Below are 16880 nucleotides of genomic sequence, written 5' to 3' on the forward strand. Positions count from 1 at the left end.
ATGGCCATCACGGCAGACCACATCCGCACCACCTTGACCGCCTACCTCGACCAGCACCCGGAAGCCAAGCCCGAGCTCGACGTCGTCCTCGGCCTCCTCGACGACGGCGACGACCTCACCAGCCGCAAGGCCCTGTCCGGCCACGTCACCGCCGGAGCGGTCCTCATCGGCGCCGACCAGCGCGTTCTTCATATCCACCACCTCGCCACCGGCAAATGGCTCCTGCCCGGCGGCCACATCGAGCCCGGTGACAACACCCTCCTCCAGGCAGCTGGCCGCGAGCTCGCCGAGGAGACCGGCATCCCGCCCCATCTGGTCACCCCGCACGGCGCGACCCCCCTCCACATCGACGTCCACCCCATCGAGGCCAACCCCACCAAGGAGGAGCCCGCCCACCAGCACTTCGACTTCCGATTCCTCTTCCGTACTACCGCCGACATCGGCGACCTCCAGACCGAAGAGGTTTCCGACGCCGCCTGGCGCGAGCTCGACACCATCAGCGATGACGGCCTCCGCGACCGGATCGCCAAGGCGCTTCGCTGACGCCTGACAGCTGGCCGTCCCTGCGATCTCCGTGCATACGCGGCACTTGCGGGTATGGGGCAGCGCAACGAGGAGCTCGATGCGCTGTACCGGGCTGCACTCAGTGATGCATTCGGTGCATCCACCGCGGCATGATGCCGGGCGTGTGATTAGAATCCGTCGGAGCCGTAACATCACCGCTGAGACGTCGCGATACGGCCGAGGCTCGACCACTGCCAGAAGTCTCCGCGATCTTTCAGCACCCACGCGTGACGAATGGTCGAGTTGTCGCTGAGGCTCACCGTGACGACCTGGTCGGGTGGCATCTCGCCAACTACGACAGACCCGAAGTCCGCCACCTGCGGCTTGAGCACGACGACCCGCGGTGGAGGTTGGCGGAGGTTCACGTCGCGGCTGGCTCTTCGGCTTGGCCGCTCGGCTGGCGTTGTACTCGGCACGGGTAGCAGGGTCGCTCAGTATCGTCCAAGCCATGTTGATCCGCGCCATGCCTTCGTGGGCACGGGCAGCGTCGGCCTGGGGGCGACGGTTCGGGTAAGCGTGGCGCACACAGGCACGATGTGCTCGGCGGATGGTGGCGAGGTTGGCGTCCAGCTTCACGCCCGGCACCGCGTAGACGTCGTAGTCCGGGAGCTTCATGGCCGCCGCCCCACGTCCAGACCCAGGGCTGCACGGCGCAGCCGTGCTAGCGCCGGGCTAACGGCCGCGCCGAACCACCCCACGGAAGACTTGTTGGGGCTAGTACGGCCTGACACCCGCTGACCTGCGAGAACGGTACGGCGCGACATTACTCGTCACCATTCGACTCGTCGTCCATCGGACTCTTAATCAGCGGGTCCGGGGTTCGAGTCCCTGGCGGCGCACAGACGGAAGAAGGCCTCCACGCAAGTGGGGGCCTTCTTCGTGTTCCGGGCGGTCTGTCGCGTTCCGCCGCGTTCCGGCATGCTCCCGCAGCACCGCGCTACGTCGTGATTTTGACCGTGTACGCGCCCGACGGGGTCCGGTCCGCCACCTCGATCCTGATCCGCTCCCCCGGCACCGTGAACGCCTCCCCGACCGCCAGCGGCGCGTCCGCCAGCGGCGGGTACACCGAGCGGTCCCAGCACGCCTCCGTGCCCGGATGCCCGTCGAGCACCTCGATCGGCCCGCCCCCCGACGCCGCCTCGTTGCGCACCCGGTAGACCAGGACCCCCTCCATGCAGGTGTCCCCGTCATTGCCGGCGGAACCCCGCGCCTCGACGGCGATCGCGCTGCCGGGCCCCGTACGGATCACCGCGAGCCGGGTTCCGCCCGTGGACCCGGCCACCGGGGCCTGGGCCAGCGGCAGCAGGGTGTGCAGCGAGGAGCCCGACTGCACGCAGTCCACCTGGGACGCGTCCAGCCAGCCGAGCTTCCACTTGTGCCAGGCGAACAGGTCCGGCGCCATGCCGAACTGGCTGCCCATGACGTCCCAGTCCCCGACGTACGTGTCCCAGTCGCCCTTGCCGTCCGCCGGCCGGTGATAGAGGTCGGGCAGGTCGAAGACGTGCCCGGTCTCGTGCGCCAGCACGTTCCGGTCCGGCGGGTGCCGCTCGAAGACGGTGACGATCCGCCGCAGCTCCTTCCCGTCCGCCCTGATCGGCCGGTCGAAGTTGACGACCTTGGTGGCGTCCGAGTCCACCCCGGGCGCGTCCGGGTCGGCGACGAAGTACACGACGTCGTACTGGGAGAAGTCCACCTCCCGGTCGGCGGCGGCGACCGCGTCCCGCAGGTACGCGGCCCGGTCCCGGGCCGCCCAGTCGCGCTGTATCCCATACGCCGTGGACGGCTTGGGCATCCGGATCCACTGCTTCTGCGGGTGCGGGACCAGGCGGAACCTCCCGTACGAGGCCCGCTCGAAGAAGTCGCTGGTCGCGGGGAAGTAGTCGCCGGCCAGCTGCTCGGTCGTCAGGGTGGTCCGGTGGTCGGGGAAGGAGAGGAAGACCATGACCGCGTCGAGGGTGCGCTCCGGCTTGGCGTAGGCGCGGTTCCAGGTGTCCAGGCCGAGGGAGTGGTGCGCGGACGTCCGGGTCAGCGCGCACGGTCCGGCCCCCGGGACGGCGACCGCGGGACCCGCGACGAGCGACATGGCGGCGAGCGCCGTCAGGGAGGTGAGCGCAGCCGCCATGCTTCTCATACGGGAGCGTTCCACTCCCCCGGGTGTCTGCTGTCGCGGCACATCGACCTCCGGTGGTGGATTCGTACCATCTCGTTCCACCCTGAGGGGATTTTCTTACTAATGCCCTGTTCCGCTGCCCCACACGAGTGAGCACTACGGCAAGCCGGTGACCCCGGGGTTCACCCACATGCCTACAGAACGTCACGACCGATCACGGGAGATCAGCAGCGGCCTTCCGCCGCTCAGAGCTGTGCAGAAACGATCGCCCGGGACCCGGCCGGCGAGGCGTCAGCACGCCGAAGTCCCGTGCCCCGCACGGCGACGCCGCTGGATAGGGCCGTACGGTGCCTCTATGATCGGCACACTTTCCTGCACGGACACTCACGAGCACTGCGGGAGCCAACGGTGAGCGGAACCTCAGAGGGAACCGGTTCGGCGGCCGACAGCACCCGATCGTCCATTACGGAGCGTCACCAAGCAGTGCCGAACACGCCGACAACACCGCCCCGCACCGAGTCCGAACTGCGCGACTACCGGGCCGCCTTCAACGCGGCCCACCTCGCCATGGCCGTCGTCGACCGCTCCGGCCACGTCGTCGCCGCCAACGCGGCCCTGGCCGGGCTCCTGGGCACCGAGCCGCACGCGCTCGTCGAGCAGTGCGCGGCCGACCTGGTCGACCTGGGTGCCGAGGCCCGCACCTGGCAGGCCTACCAGGAGGTGCTGCGCGGCCGGCAGGCCAGGCTGCGCTGCACCCGCCGGCTCAAACACCCCGACGGGCACTCGCTGTGGACCGAGGTCACGCTCGGGCCCGTGCCCGGGACCCGGGACGTGCTGCTGTCCGTCGCCGACATCAGCGACCGCCGCGACCTCCAGGCCCGGCTGCGGCACCTCCAGATGCACGACCCGGTGACCCGGCTGCCCAACCGGGCGCTGTTCTTCGAGCGGCTCTCCGCCGCCCTGGAGGCTTCCTCGTACGAGCAGGGCGGCACCGGGCGGATCGGTCTGTGCTACCTCGACCTCGACGGTTTCAAGGCCGTCAACGACACCCTGGGCCACCGGGTCGGCGACCGGCTGCTGACCGCCGTCGCGGCCCGGCTGACCCTATGCGCCGACCAGTCCGGGTACGGGCGCACGGGCGGGCACCTGGTGGCGCGGCTCGGCGGCGACGAGTTCGCCCTGCTGGTCGAGGACTCCACCGGCACCGAGCAGCTCGCCGACCTGGCGCAGAGCGTACTGGCCGCCGTGCAGGAGCCGTTCGATCTGGCCGGGCAGCGGCTGTCGGTCTCGGCGTCGATCGGCGTGGTGGAGCGGGCCACGGACGGGACCTCGGCGACCGGGCTGATGCAGGCCGCGGACACGACCCTGTACTGGGCGAAGGCGGACGGCAAGGCCCGCTGGACGCTGTTCGACCCGGAGCGCAACGCGCACCGCATGACCCGCCAGGCGCTCAGCTCGACGCTGCGGCCGGCCGTGGAGCGGGGCGAGTTCGCCCTCGAGTACCAGCCGCTCGTGGACCTGGAGAGCGGTGCGGTGCGCGGGGTGGAGGCCCTGGTCCGCTGGAACCACCCGCAGTTCGGCACGCTGACGCCGAATCGGTTCATCGGAATTGCCGAAGAGGACGGCTCCATCGTCCAGTTGGGGCGGTGGGTACTGCGGACCGCCTGCCGGCAGGCCCGGCGCTGGCAGATCGAGCAGCCGAGCGACTCCCCGGTCTTCGTCTCCGTCAACGTGGCGGTACGGCAGGTGTGGGACTCCGACCTGGTCGGCGACGTGGCGGGGATCCTGGCCGAGACCGGGCTGGCCCCGCAGCTGCTCCAGCTGGAGCTGACCGAGTCGGCGGTGATGGGCTCGGCGGGGCGGCCGCTGCAGGCCCTCCAGGCGCTGAGCGACATGGGGGTGCGGATCGCCATCGACGACTTCGGCACCGGGTACTCGAACCTGGCGTACCTGAGCCGGCTGCCGGTGTCCGTGCTGAAGCTGGACGGCTCCTTCGTACGGGGCTTCCGCTACGAGGAGGGCACCCACCCGAACCCGGCCGACGAGACCATCGTCGAGGCCCTGGTGCAGCTCGCGCACCGGCTCGGCCTGACGGTGACGGCGGAGTGCGTGGAGACGGCCGGCCAGGCGGCCCGGCTGCGCCGCGTCGGCTGCGACACCGGCCAGGGCTGGCTCTACTCGCGCGCGGTGGCCCCGGAGCTGATCGCCGAGATGATCGGCACCTGCCCCGGGGCCTGACCCCCCGTCCGTGATGAGACACGCCCGCCCCGCACCCGGGATGCGGGGTGCGGGGCGGGGTGTCGCTCGGCGCGGGGTGGGGGGAGATCAGCAGGCGCCGAGGTCCTTCCAGACACCCCATTCACCGGTCGTGCCGGGCTCCTCGTTCTGCGTCCACCACTGGGCCTTCCACGTGTGGCCCTTGTGCGAGACCTCGTTGCCGCCGGTGTAGACGGTCCCCGCGACGTACGCCGGCGCCGTGCAGCCCGAGGTGGGCGGCGTGGTCGGCGGAGTGGTCGGCGGGGTCGTCGCAGGGGTGGTCGGCGGAGTGGTCGGGGGCGTGGTGGGCGGAGTCGTGGGAGGCTGCGTGGCGGCGCCGAGGGCGTCCGAGATCTGGTTGAGCAGCGTGGTGTTGGCGTCCAGGCCGAGCAGGGAGTACATCATGGCGCCGGCCAGGCCGCGCTGCTTGCCGTAGTCGACCCGGGCCTGGATGGACCTCTGGTTCAGGCCCGTGAAGAACTCGCCGTCCTTGTAGAAGTACGAGGCCTTCGCCTGGTCGTCCCAGAAGGTGGTCGCCGGGTTGTCGACGATCCCGCCGAGCTCCTTGTAGTTGGCGATGCCGGCCTGCTGGCTGGTGGGCCGGGCCGCGGAGGGGCCGGTCGCGCTCTGGGCGAGGCCGCCCGCCGTGCCCGCCGGGACGCCCTTCCAGCCGCGGTAGTAGAACTCGTAGCCCAGCGTCAGCTTGCCCGCGGGGAAGCCGCCCGCGATGCCGTACGCCGCGTTGCCGTCGATCCAGGAGTCGATGGCGTTCTTGATGCTGTACTTCTCGGTGCCCGGCGCGATCGGGTCGGTCGGGTCGGCCGCCGAGGGCTGGAGCGGGGACTGGTGGTACGTGGGCCCGTCGCCGTCCCAGGCGCCGTGCATGTCGTACGTCATGATGTTCGCGTAGTCGAGATAGGAACCGATCTTGTCCGTCTCGATGTACTTGATCTTGTCCTGGCCGGCCGGGAGCGCCGCGGTCAGCAGGTACTTCTTGCCGCCGTTGGCCGCGCCGTACGCGTCGAGCTGCTCGCGGAACTCCTTGAGCAGGAGCGTGAAGTTCTGCTTGTCCTCGGGGGCGTAGTGGTTGCCCAGGTGGCCGCCGGAGGAGCCGGGGTACTCCCAGTCGATGTCGATGCCGTCGAAGATGCCGGCCGCGGCGCCGGGGCCGCCGTAGCCGCCGTCGACCGGCAGGTTGCCCTTGATGTACTGGTCGATGCAGGAGGACACGAGCTTCTTGCGGGAGGCGTCGGTCTTCGCCGCGTCGCTGAAGTACTTCGAGTACGTCCAGCCGCCGATCGAAATGTCGATCTTGAGGTTGGGGTACTTCGCCTTCAGCTGCTTGAACTGGTTGAAGACGCCGACGATCGGCTGGTCCCACTTGTCGGCGACGCCGCTGACGCTGTCCGCCGCGCTGAAGGACTTCTGGTAGTCGGCGTACGAGTCGCCCGCGCCGTCACCGGCGCTCGCGTTGCCGTCGTCGCCCGCCGCCTTGTTCGCCTCGAAACAGGTGAGGTTCGTGGGGTGGATGTTGCCGAACGAGTAGTTGATGACGTCCAGTTTGCCCGCTATGCCGCGGGTGTCGAGGTGTTTGGGGTAGAAGGCGTTCCCGTACACGCTCCACTGGTCGTAGTACGCGATCTTGACGTTGCCGCCGCCCGCGGTGGTGGCCGCGCCGGCGGCCTGAGCGGCGCCGAGCCCCGCGAAACCGGCCAGCGCTCCGGCTGCCAGCGCGGCCGTGGCGGCGGCCGCGATGAGGGGTTTACGGATGTGCATGAACTGTCTCCGGGGGGGTGGGAGGGGGAAGCAAGAGGTTCGGGTGGGAGAAGTGATAGCGATCGCCCGAGGTCCGCGTCAATGGTTTGGACCAAAGAAGGACTAGACCACTCGCCGAGCAAATCCCCTCGTCAGAGGCCTGGAAGCGCAGCAGAAACCGCCCGCCACCCCGGGTGACGAGCGGTTTAAGGGTGCCTTAGGACACCCTCCTGCAAGGGTTCGGCAACAAACCAGCCGAACTCCGTTTGCATGCGATCAATCAGCCGGCGGCCCCTCCACCGGCATCCCGTACACATCTGCGATCAACTCGTAGGAGCGCAACCGGGCGGCGCCGCCGTGTGCGTTGGCGGTCAGCATCAGCTCGTCGGCGCCCGTGCGCCGGGCGAGGCCGTCGAGCCCGGCGCGGACCTCGTCGGGGGTGCCGTGGACGACGTTCGCGAGCCAGCCGTCCACGAACTCCCGCTCCGGCGGGGAGAAGTCGTACGCCGCCGCCTCCTCGGGCGTCGGGATCAATCCGGGCCGGCCGCTGCGCAGCCGCAGCATCGACAGCGCCCCCGTGAGCACCTGGGCGCGGGCCTGCCCGGCGGTGTCGGCGGCGAGCGCCGAGACCCCGATCACGGCGTACGGGGCGTCCAGTACGGCCGAGGGGCGGAAGGCCTGCCGGTAGAGCTCCAGCGCGGGCAGGGTGCCGGCGGCCGAGAAGTGGTGGGCGTACGCGAAGGGCAGGCCGAGCTCGGCGGCGAGGCGGGCGCTGAACCCGGAGGACCCGAGCAGCCACAGCGGAGGCCGCCCGGCGGGACCCTGCACGGGGCCCGGCACCGCGTGGACGCGGGCGTACGGATGCCCGTCGGGGAAGTCGTCGTCGAGGAAGCGGGTCAGCTCCACGAGCTGCCGGGGGAACTCCTCCGCGGCCTCGTCGAGGCGCCCGGGTCCGCGCAGGGCCGCGGCCGTGCGGCCGTCGGTGCCGGGCGCGCGGCCGAGCCCGAGGTCGATCCGGCCCGGGGCGAGCGCCTCCAGGGTGCCGAACTGCTCGGCGACGGCGAGCGGCGCGTGGTTGGGCAGCATGACCCCGCCCGAGCCGAGCCGGATGCGGGACGTGTGGGCGGCGAGGTGGGCCAGGATCACCGCCGGGGAGGAACTGGCCACCCCGGGCATGGAGTGGTGCTCGGCGACCCAGTGCCGGTGGTAGCCGCGGGACTCGGCGAGCCGGGCGACGGCGACGCTCGTGCGCAGGGAGTCGTGGGCGGTGCTGCCGCTGCCGACCGTGACGAGGTCCAGCACCGAGAGCGGGACCGGCGCGAGGCCGCGTACCGTGCCCCGGACCGGATCTTCGCGGCCGTCCCGGCCCGCACCCCGACCCGCGTCCCCGGTGTCACTCATAGTCGCTCCCGTCTCGCTTCGCCGTCCGTACGAAGAACTCGAACCATCGGCGGCCTGCGGCCATTCCCGGCATCCCGGGGCAGCGGGCGTGACCTTGGCATATACCAGTGGAGTAGATACAGGCAGAAGGACATGATTGAGCCATCAATCTCATCAACAGGCGCTCCACGTGGGCCTCTTGATGGCTATCGTGGTAGGGCAAGCGGTAGCAACCTGCTAGGGGGAAAACCGTGGCGCTGAAGCCCGAGCCGACCGCGCCGTTCCACTCGGTGCAGTACGCCCTGCGCGTACTCGAAACGATCGCCCGCCATACCGGCGGTGTGACCGATGTACAGATCGCGCGTGAGACCGGCCTGCCAGCGGTCCATCTCGCACCCATGCTCCTCATGCTGCGCCGCGAGGGGTACGTCCTCGAGGTGTCGGACGGCGCCTACGCCATAGGGGACTCCCTGGTCCTGCTCGGCTCCGGCATAGACAGGCAGCAGGCCCTCCAGAACAAGCTGCAGGACACCCTGGACCGGCTCCGGGACTCGGTGGGTGCGGCGGTCTACATCAGCCGGTACGTGGACGGCGAAGTGAAGATCACGCAGTTCGCGGACAGCCCGCGCACCCCGAAGGTGCACGAGTGGGTCGACTTCCGCTCCGCGGCGCACGCCAGCGCGGTCGGCAAGTGCCTGCTGACCCAGCTCGACCAGAACGGGCGGCGCGACCACCTCTCGCGGCACAAGATCGCCCGGCTCACGTCGAAGACGATCGTGAACGAGCGGATCCTCTTCTCCAAGCTGGACAGCCAGCCGGCCACGGTGCCGGTGCTGGACCTCCAGGAGTACGCGGTCGGCACCGTATGCGCCGCGGTACCGATCACGGCCGGGGCCTCGGTGGGCTGCCTGGCCCTGTCGATGCCGGTCGAGCACGCGCACCGACTGCGGGCCGCCGCGGACGCGCTGAACCGGAAGGCCGCGCCCCTGCTGCTCTCGCTCACCCTGTGACGCCGGTCACGGGCGGGCGATGCGGCGGAGAGGGGCGGGCGAGCGGGGCGGCGCGGCAGAAACCCCGAAAACACTTCGGGCGGTTCCCGGTGAACCGGAAACCGCCCGAAGTACAGGTGCGCCGCCAGGGACTCGAACCCCGGACCCGCTGATTAAGAGTCAGCTGCTCTAACCAACTGAGCTAGCGGCGCCTGACAGAGAAAATACTACCTGGTCCTCAGGGGTGCTCAAAACCGATACCCGCGGCGCGGGGGTCAGCGGTCCAGGAGCTCGCTGCGGCCGTGGGCCGCGTACGCCGCGAGCAGGCCGGAGAGGTCCGCCGGGCCCAGGAGGCGGTAGCCGGAGGTGCCCGGCGGGGACCACCAGACCGGGTCGGGGCAGCGGAAACCGGAACGGCGCAGGGCGACCCGGTGGACCTTGTTCGTCGCCGTGGTCGGCATGGACTCCAGGATCCGGACGTAGCGCGGGGACATCTTCGTGCCCAGGTCCGGCTGGGCGGCCAGGAACGCGGAGAAGGCCTCCGGCGAGAACCGCTCCCCCTCCTCGAGGGCGACCGCCGCCATCACCTGGTCGCCGGCCGCCTCGTCCGGCACCGCGTACACGGCGACCGCGGCCGCCGGCGACCAGCGCGCCAGGATGTCCTCGATCACCGCCGCGGCGAGGTTCTCGCTGTCGACCCGCAGCCGGTCGTCCGTACGGCCCGCGAAGTAGAGGAAGCCGTCCGCGTCGCGGAAGAAGAGGTCGCCGGTCCAGTACCAGCCCTCCCGGGTCCGCGCGGCCTCCGCCTCGGGGTTGCGCCAGTAGCCCTCGAACAGGCTCCGGCCGCGGTTGACCAGCTCGCCGATCGCCGCAGAGCCGCCCAGGAGGCGGCCCTGCGCGTCCAGGACGGCCGGCGGGCACTCCGCGCCCGTATCCGGATCGATCACCGCCAGGTCGTCCCCGGCCGCCGCCCGCCCCAGGGCGCCCGGCGGGGTGTCCGGGGTCCTCTGGACGGAGGCGCCGCCCTCGGTGGCCCCGTACCCCTCCACCAGCCGGACCCCGAACCGCTCGGCGAAGCGGGCCGCGGCCACCGCGCCGGCCTCGGTGCCGAAGCCGAGGCGCAGGGTGTGGTCGCGGTCGTCGGGGCGGGGCTCGGTGGCCAGCAGGTACTGGACGGCCCGGCCGACGTAGGTGAAGTACGTCGCCCCGTACGCGCGGACGTCGTCCAGGAACGCGGAGGCCGAGAACCGGGGGCGCAGCGCCACGGACGCACCCCCGGCGAGGGCGGGCAGCCAGTCGGCGATGACCGCGTTGCCGTGGAAGAGCGGCATGCAGACGTAGTGGACGTCGTCCGGGGCGACCGAGAAGCGCCGGGCCAGGGAGTCGCCGGCGGCGGCGAGCCGGCCCTGGCTGCAGAGGGCGGCCTTGGGGGCGCCGGTGGAGCCCGAGGTGAAGTAGAGGAGGAAGCGGGAGCCGGGACCGGGGGCGGCGAGCACCGCCTCGCCCGGCTTCGCGGCCGCGTACGGGGCGAGCAGGTCCGCGTACTCCTCGGTGTCGGTCACGAGGACCCGTACGCCCGGCAGGTCGAGCCCGCGCAGCAGCGGCAGGTGGGCGCGCTCGGTGACCAGGATCCGGCAGTCGGTGTGCAGGATGTCGCGCGCCAGCTCCGGGCCGCGCCGGGTGGGGTTGATCCCGGCGACGGCGGCCCCGGCGAGGGCCGCCGCGCCGAGCCAGAACGGGAACTCGGGGGTGTTGTCGAGCAGCACCCCGATGTGCGGTTCGGCGTCCGCCGGCAGGAGGTCGACGAGCAGTGCGGCGCGCGCGGCGGCCTCCTGGGCGGTCCGGTGGCGGCTGAGGACGGCGGTGTGCGTGCTGCCGCCGTACTTCAGCCCCGGCCGGGGGTCGCCCCATTGGCGTGCGATGAGCTCCGCGACGGTTTCGGGTGTCGTCCGCATGCCGCCGGAGGGTAGCTGACGTGACGTCAGAACTGAATGTCAGAACTGGACGTCGGAGCAGGCGTAGAAGGCCATGGGGGTGTCGTTGACCGTCCAGACGGCCAGGATCATGTGCCGGCCGGTCTTGCCGCTCGGCATGGTGCCCTGGTGGACGGTGGTCATGGCGGGCCGGGCGCCGTTGTAGGCGACGGTGAGGAAGGGCTGGGACTCGAGGGCGGCGCGGGTGAGGGGCTTGGTGGGGTCCCAGCCGTTCTTGGTGACGTAGTACTTGAAGTCGGTGGTGGAGTGGTTGGCGGTGAACTGCCACCGGAAGCCGTAGCTCTGCCCGCTGGTCACCTTGGTGGTGGGCCAGGCCCCGCCGCGCGGGTCGTCGAGCTGAGCGAACTCGCTGTGCCCGCCGGAACATATCTGACCGTCGGCCGGACCAGCGGCCGGGAAGCCCTTGTAGCCTTCGACGCTCTGCGGCTCCCACTGGATCGGGCCGCAGTCGGAGACGGTCTTGTCGGCGCAGAGCTTCTGGCGGCTGATGGGGGTGTCCGTGTAGCCGTGACTGCTCGCGGTGGGGGCGGTGAGGAGCGCCAGGCCGGCGACGACACCGAGGCCGAGCGCGGCGGCGCCGGCTCGTCTGGGCAGGCGAACGGGTATGGGGATGGGCATGCGGATGGGGCGCATGATGCTCCTTGAACGTGGGGGGAGTTCGGTGAGAGCGTGCGCACGCGTGGGGATTCAGGTCTAGACCAAGTATCAGGTTATTGACGGGAGTTGGCCATGTCCAGACCAATGAGAGAACGGGTGGTCCGGTCGATTCCGGCCACCCGTTCCCTCTTCGGTCCCGCTCTTCGCGCAGTCCCCTACTCCGAACGTCCCGTGTAGAAGGCGACGGTGAGGTCCTTCACGAGGGCCTTGCGCTCGTAGTCGTCGAGCTCGACCAGCCCGCGCGAGGTCAGCCGGTGGACGGTGTCGTCGACCGCGTCCACGATCGAGGTCAGCACCGTGTCCCGGTGCTTGGCGTCGATGGCCGCGACCCGGCGCCGCCGCATGGCCTCGGCGACTTCGGGGGCGTACTCGATCCGGGTCGGCTGGGCCGAGTACACCTCGATCCCGACCGCCTCGGTCTCGGTCGCCAGCATCCGGGTCAGCGCGTCGCCGACGGCCTCGGCGTCGCGCAGCGTCGGCGCGTCCTCGTGGAAGGCGTCCGCCGGCAACTGGGACAGGACCCGGGCCATCGCCGATTCGACCTGCTCGGCGAGGTAATCGGTGTGGTCCTCGACGGCGAGCATGGCGCGGGCGGTGTCCTTGACCTGCCAGACGACCTGGACGACGACCCGCAGGGCCAGGCCGCCGGAATCCACGGCCGGCATGGGCTCGCTGCGCCAGTGCCGCAGCCGGACGTCGATGCGGCGGCGCAGCAGGAGCGGGCTGACCCAGGTGAGGCCGGTACGGCGGACCGTGCCGCGGTAGCGGCCGAAGAGGGTGAGCACCCAGGCGTGGCCGGCCTTGGCGCGGCCCAGTCCGCCGAGCGCGAGCAGCGCGACGATGCCGAGGAACGCGAGCGGCGGCCAGTGGGTGGCGCGGAGCCCTTGGTAGGCGCGGGGAGTCGCACCGAACGCCGCCACGAGGGTGGCGGGGACCGCCCCGGCCCGCCAGAGCACCGCCAGACAGCCGGCGAGGGCGAGCCCGCCGACGCCGACGCCGACCCAGCCGGGCAGCACGGGGCCGCGGTGCTCCCGGAGCCGGTCGTCGCCGCGCGGGACCCGGCGCCCGGGGGCGGGGCGGGGAGCGCGCGGCCGCGGCGCGGCGACCGGGGTGTGGGCGTGGACCTCAGCCCGGGCCTGGGCCTGGGCCTGGGCCTCAGCCCGGGCCTGGGCCTGGGCCTCAGCCCGGGCCCGGGCCTGGGCCTGGGCCTCAGCCCGGGCCTGGGCCTGGGTTCGCCGGGACTCCCCGAGGAACGGCAGATGCACCGGCACCTCGGTGACCGCGGCCCCGCGGACCGGCGCGACGCGGGACAGGCCCTGCGTGTCGCCCTCCTCGCGCTCCGCCCCCTTCTCCGTGCCGCAGGCCATCCCGCGGGCCACGGCCTGCGCGACGATGTCGGCGGCCGCGGGGCCGGGTACCGCGGTCGGCCGGGGCGGAAGGTCGGCGCGGACGGGCTCGGCATCGGCCCCGATGTGCGGCTGCGGAACGTGCGGGCTTCCGGGCCCGGATTCGCCGTGCGGGCGCGGGTGTGCGGGCTCGGGGGCCGCCTGGGGGCCGGCGGGCGGCCACGCCTCGCCGGGCCGGTGCTCGGGGCGGTCCGTCACCGGCTCGGCCTCCGCCTGCGGACCGGCGGGGGGCCAGACCTGGCCGTGCGGCGGCGGGGGCTCGCCCCCGCTGTCGAAGCCCCGCAGGCGCAGGGTGGCCACGCCCGAGTGCGCGGCCTCGTCGTGCGCCGGGTGCGGGATGTCCAGGCCCTGCCCCGCCGGCGCCGGTACCCAGACCACGGGATCGGGTTCTTGGCCGTACGAGGCCCCGCCGGACTCGGCGCGGTCGAAGGCTCCCGCCAGCGCGTGCACCGGCTCGGGCTCGACCCGGTTCCGGGCCGCCGGGACCTCGCTCCGGGCGGAGTCCGCCGCCGGGCGGCCGTGCGGCAGGGCGATCTCGCAGGGCGCGGCCAGCAGCCTGGCCGGAATGCCGGCGACCCAGACCCGGCCGGCGGAATCCGCCGCCTCGGCGGGCACGGCCGCAGGCTCGGGCTCCGGCCCGGCCTGAGCCGCGCACGGCAGAACCGGGACCCCGGCAGCCACACCCGGAAGCTCAGGCTCCGGCCCAGCCTGAGCCGCGCACGGCAGAACCGGGACCCCGGCAGCCACACCCGGAAGCTCGGGCTGCGGATCGGCTTGAGCCGCGCACGGCAGAACCGGGACCCCGGCAGCCACACCCGGAAGCTCGGGCTCCGGATCGGCCTGAGCCGCGTACGGCAGAACCGGGACCCCGGCAGCCACACCCGGAAGCTCGGGCTGCGGATCGGCCTGAGCCGCGTACGGCAGAACCGGGGCCCCGGCAGCCACACCCGGAGGCTCGGGCTCCGGATCGGTCCGAGCCGGGTGCGGGAGTGGGTTCGCGGGGCGGAGAGCCTCGGCCGACGCCCGCGGCGGGGCTGCGTACAGCTCGCCCGTGCACCGCAGGACCGGGGCCTGCGGGGGCGGCGGGGCGGTCGGGGTCACGGCTGCCGCGGGGGGCACGAGGAAGGTGCCCGTCGTCGAGGTGGTGCGCGTGGGGTACATCGTTGCCTCCGTCATGCGAACAGCCGGCGCCAGGTTTCCGGGCCCGGGTAGCCGTTGGCCATGGCGCCGCGCCAGCCCTGGGCGCGCTGGAAGGCCTCGACGCTGCGGCGGTTGGCCTCGCTCCAGCGGGGCCCCGGGGCGGACGGGTAGTTCTTGCCGAAGCCCTTCTTCACCAGCTGGCGGCCGAGGGCGGTGATGAACGGGTGGGAGGACCCGGGCCGGAACACCGACGGGCCCGGATAGGCCGGCACTCCGGCGGGGCCCGGCGCGGCGTCCGCCGTCGGCCAGATGTCGTTGCCCTTGTGCTCGACCAGCAGTTGCCAGGTCTGCGCGCCCGGGATCCCGTCCGCGTCCTCGTCCGTCCAGCCCTGGGCGATCTGGAAGGCCTGGGTGGCCAGCCGGTCGGCATCGCTCCACGCGGTGCTCGCGCCCTTGGGGTAGAAGCGGCGGCCGCCCCGGTCGATCAGCATCCGGGCCAGCTGGGCGACGTACTCGTTGTTCGCGCCCGGGCCGAACTGCCTGGCGCCGGGGAAGGCGGTCGGGACCGCCGGCTTCGGGTCGGTCGCCGAGTCCTCCGCGGCGATGCCGCCTGTCACCCCGTTGAAGCGGTACGGGAGGTACTTCGTCGCGTTGGTCCAGTAGCCGTAGGGCGTGGCCAGCTTCCGCGCGTTCGGGCGCGTCTGCTCGTAGGCGATGTAGTGCGTGCGCGTCTCGTCGACCCACCCGCCGAAGAGGGTGACGTGCGAGCCGTTGTTGGGGTCGGCCGGGTTGTGGAAGAGGAGCATGTCCCCCGGCAGCAGCTCCTCCTTGGTGATCTTGGTGGCGAATTTGTCGAGGCTTCCGGTCCACTCGTTCGTACCAAGGTTCCAGGCCATCGAGACGAAGCCGGAGCAGTCCTGCCGGTAGCCGTCGGACCAGTACGTGGACATGCTGTACGGGACCTTCGCGTCCAGCCACAGCTTCGCCCGGGTGATGATCGACGTCCGGTCGATCCGCTTGATCGCCGACGGCGCCCCCGGCGCGCCCCCCGGTTTCGCCGGTGCCGGGCGCCCGTGGAGCGGGGACCGGCCGCCCTGCGGGGAGCCGGGGACGTCGAGGGCGACCGGCCCCGGCTCGGGGACCGGGGTGGCCGCCGCCAGTGCGGCCGAGCCGCCGCCGCTCAGGACCACGCCGGCCGCGGTGGCCAGCACCAGCGCCCGGCGGGCCCCGCGGGTGGCCGGGTGGCCGCCGTCACGAAGCGGTATGGCCCGCGCGCGGACGAGGGCGCGACGGCGCTGCGCGCAGCCCAGGCAGACGCAGTCGCCTGCGGGCTCGTACTCCTCGAAAGCGGGCATCGGCATCGGTGCAGGCATCTGCACATGCATCGGAGGCTGGATCGTCATGCGGTTCCGTCCACTCCCCTACTCGTCGCTGGTCCGGCGGGCCGCATATCTGTCGGGGCATCAGATTCGGCTCGGCCCAGACATATCGTGCACGATAAACCCCTTAAACATGGGTTAATCGGACAAGGTGGGCGCGGCTTGTCACGAGCACCACTGGAGGTGGGGTAGAGTTTTCCCTGTCAGCAAGCGCCGCTAGCTCAGTTGGTTAGAGCAGCTGACTCTTAATCAGCGGGTCCGGGGTTCGAGTCCCTGGCGGCGCACAGACAAGGGGAAGCCCCTCGCAGCGAAAGCTGCGAGGGGCTTCTTCGTCGTGTCCCCCGGCCCTAGAGTGGCGGGCGGGCCTCCCGCACCGGGTTCCCGGACTCCTCCCGCGGTCCGGGCGCGCCCGCGCGGTCGAGGACCGGACCGGCCGGCGGTGCCGGGCCGGTGCGCGCGACCGTGCGCGTGTCGCCTCACGCCGTCGCGCCGGGCCGGACTCCCGCTCCGGCGTGCGCGCCCGTGCCCGGACCTGAGCCGGCGCCTGTACCCGCGCCCGTACCTGCGCCCGTGCCGGTCTTCCCGGCCGGGGCCGTGCCCGTCAGATAGGCCGAGACGACCACGTTCGCCGTGTACTCCTTGGCCGCCTTGTCGTACGTTCCCCCGCAGGTCACCAGGCGCAGCTCGGCCCGGCCGGCGACCCGCGGGCCGTATGCCCGGTGCGCGTCGAAGCGGGCCCGCTCGTAGACCTGTACGTCCTCGATCGTGAACTCGGCGACCGACCCGTCCATCCGCACCACCCGCACCGTGCCGCCCGGCCGCGCCGAGCTCAGGCCGTAGAACACCGCCGGCTTCGACGCCGTGTCCACGTGCCCGACCAGCAGCGCGGTCCCGGCCTCGCCCGGCTTGGTGCCGCCGCCCCACCAACCGGCCGCGCCGGGGCGGTCGAACGGCGGCGGTTCGATCGCGCCCTGGGCGTCCAGGCCGCGGGAGATCACCGGAGCCTGGATGCCCATCGACGGCACGTCGACGCGCACGGGCACGGAGGCCGCCAGCGGGGCGTGCGCGGCAGGCAGCCCCGGGACGGGGATCGCCGAGCCGCCGGCCAGTCCGGCCGACGGGCTCGGCGGGACGCCGGTGATCTCGCGGCCCCACAGCCACAGGCCGAGCACCAGCACGGACCATGCGGCGAAAGTCAGCAGCCGCCCGCCGCCGGAGGACTTGGGCTCCCCCGAGCCCGTCACCGGCGG

The 16880-nt window shown here is 72.3% G+C and carries 11 protein-coding genes, 2 tRNA genes and 1 pseudogene; 4 read left to right on the forward strand and 10 right to left on the reverse strand.

The features are described from left to right. Positions 1-543: an NUDIX domain-containing protein gene (locus AB0I68_RS09710; protein WP_363176672.1), complete on the forward strand. Its 543-nt coding sequence runs from the start codon at positions 1-3 to the stop codon at positions 541-543. A 435-nt stretch (positions 544-978) separates the two neighbouring features. On the opposite strand, the pseudogene AB0I68_RS09715 reads toward AB0I68_RS09710, so the two are convergent. Both AB0I68_RS09715 and AB0I68_RS09720 read right to left on the reverse strand, forming a co-directional pair. Next, positions 979-1179: pseudogene (locus AB0I68_RS09715) on the reverse strand (J domain-containing protein); the annotation flags it as partial. 322 nt (positions 1180-1501) lie between these two features. Then, on the reverse strand, positions 1502-2737 hold the full coding sequence (locus AB0I68_RS09720) for a M6 family metalloprotease domain-containing protein (protein ID WP_363176673.1): 1236 nt from the start codon (positions 2735-2737) through the stop codon (positions 1502-1504). Positions 2738-3046: 309 nt separating this feature from the next. Between AB0I68_RS09720 and AB0I68_RS09725 the strand changes: the two genes are divergently transcribed. Next, the gene (locus AB0I68_RS09725; protein WP_363176726.1) at positions 3047-4912 is read left to right on the forward strand and encodes an EAL domain-containing protein; all 1866 of its coding nucleotides are present in this window, start codon (positions 3047-3049) and stop codon (positions 4910-4912) included. Positions 4913-4999: 87 nt separating this feature from the next. On the opposite strand, the gene AB0I68_RS09730 is transcribed toward AB0I68_RS09725, so the two are convergent. Together AB0I68_RS09730 and AB0I68_RS09735 are read right to left on the reverse strand one after the other, a co-directional pair. Next, a complete protein-coding gene (locus AB0I68_RS09730) occupies positions 5000-6706 on the reverse strand; it encodes a glycosyl hydrolase family 18 protein (RefSeq protein ID WP_363176674.1) in 1707 nt (568 codons plus the stop codon). Between the two features lie 255 nt (positions 6707-6961). Then, on the reverse strand, positions 6962-8086 hold the full coding sequence (locus tag AB0I68_RS09735) for an LLM class flavin-dependent oxidoreductase (RefSeq protein ID WP_363176676.1): 1125 nt from the start codon (positions 8084-8086) through the stop codon (positions 6962-6964). Between the two features lie 230 nt (positions 8087-8316). Here AB0I68_RS09735 and AB0I68_RS09740 point away from each other — a divergent pair, with 230 nt between their 5' ends. Further along, on the forward strand, positions 8317-9075 hold the full coding sequence (locus AB0I68_RS09740) for an IclR family transcriptional regulator C-terminal domain-containing protein (RefSeq protein ID WP_363176677.1): 759 nt from the start codon (positions 8317-8319) through the stop codon (positions 9073-9075). Between the two features lie 117 nt (positions 9076-9192). On the opposite strand, the gene AB0I68_RS09745 is transcribed toward AB0I68_RS09740, so the two are convergent. The 5 genes from AB0I68_RS09745 to AB0I68_RS09765 form a co-directional block, all read right to left on the reverse strand. Beyond that, positions 9193-9266, reverse strand: a tRNA-Lys gene (locus AB0I68_RS09745). A gap of 63 nt (positions 9267-9329) precedes the next feature. Then, on the reverse strand, positions 9330-11009 hold the full coding sequence (locus AB0I68_RS09750; protein ID WP_363176678.1) for an AMP-binding protein: 1680 nt from the start codon (positions 11007-11009) through the stop codon (positions 9330-9332). 39 nt (positions 11010-11048) lie between these two features. Then, positions 11049-11642: a lytic polysaccharide monooxygenase gene (locus AB0I68_RS09755; RefSeq protein WP_363176727.1), complete on the reverse strand. Its 594-nt coding sequence runs from the start codon at positions 11640-11642 to the stop codon at positions 11049-11051. Positions 11643-11860: 218 nt separating this feature from the next. Beyond that, positions 11861-13726, reverse strand: coding sequence for an SPFH domain-containing protein (locus AB0I68_RS09760; RefSeq protein ID WP_363176679.1), 1866 nt, complete (start codon positions 13724-13726; stop codon positions 11861-11863). A 557-nt stretch (positions 13727-14283) separates the two neighbouring features. Further along, positions 14284-15612 carry a peptidoglycan-binding protein gene (locus AB0I68_RS09765; protein ID WP_363176728.1) on the reverse strand — a complete coding sequence of 443 codons (1329 nt, stop codon included), beginning with the start codon at positions 15610-15612 and terminating at the stop codon, positions 14284-14286. A 228-nt stretch (positions 15613-15840) separates the two neighbouring features. Here AB0I68_RS09765 and AB0I68_RS09770 point away from each other — a divergent pair. Beyond that, positions 15841-15914: transfer RNA gene (locus AB0I68_RS09770), tRNA-Lys, on the forward strand. A 192-nt stretch (positions 15915-16106) separates the two neighbouring features. On the opposite strand, the gene AB0I68_RS09775 is transcribed toward AB0I68_RS09770, so the two are convergent. Beyond that, positions 16107-16874 carry a class F sortase gene (locus tag AB0I68_RS09775; RefSeq protein WP_363176680.1) on the reverse strand — a complete coding sequence of 256 codons (768 nt, stop codon included), beginning with the start codon at positions 16872-16874 and terminating at the stop codon, positions 16107-16109. Positions 16875-16880: the final 6 nt, after the last annotated feature.

The sequence above is a fragment of the Streptomyces sp. NPDC050448 genome, assembly GCF_040655295.1.
Lineage (GTDB): Bacteria > Actinomycetota > Actinomycetes > Streptomycetales > Streptomycetaceae > Streptomyces.

Bases quoted from the DNA above. Each gene is read 5' to 3' on its own strand.
- AB0I68_RS09735 (WP_363176676.1), bottom strand. From the start codon at position 8,086: ATGAGTGACACCGGGGACGCGGGTCGGGGTGCGGGCCGGGACGGCCGC.
- AB0I68_RS09750 (WP_363176678.1), bottom strand. From the start codon at position 11,009: ATGCGGACGACACCCGAAACCGTCGCGGAGCTCATCGCACGCCAATGG.
- AB0I68_RS09710 (WP_363176672.1), top strand. From the start codon at position 1: ATGGCCATCACGGCAGACCACATCCGCACCACCTTGACCGCCTACCTC.
- AB0I68_RS09765 (WP_363176728.1), bottom strand. From the start codon at position 15,612: ATGCCGATGCCCGCTTTCGAGGAGTACGAGCCCGCAGGCGACTGCGTC.
- AB0I68_RS09730 (WP_363176674.1), bottom strand. From the start codon at position 6,706: ATGCACATCCGTAAACCCCTCATCGCGGCCGCCGCCACGGCCGCGCTG.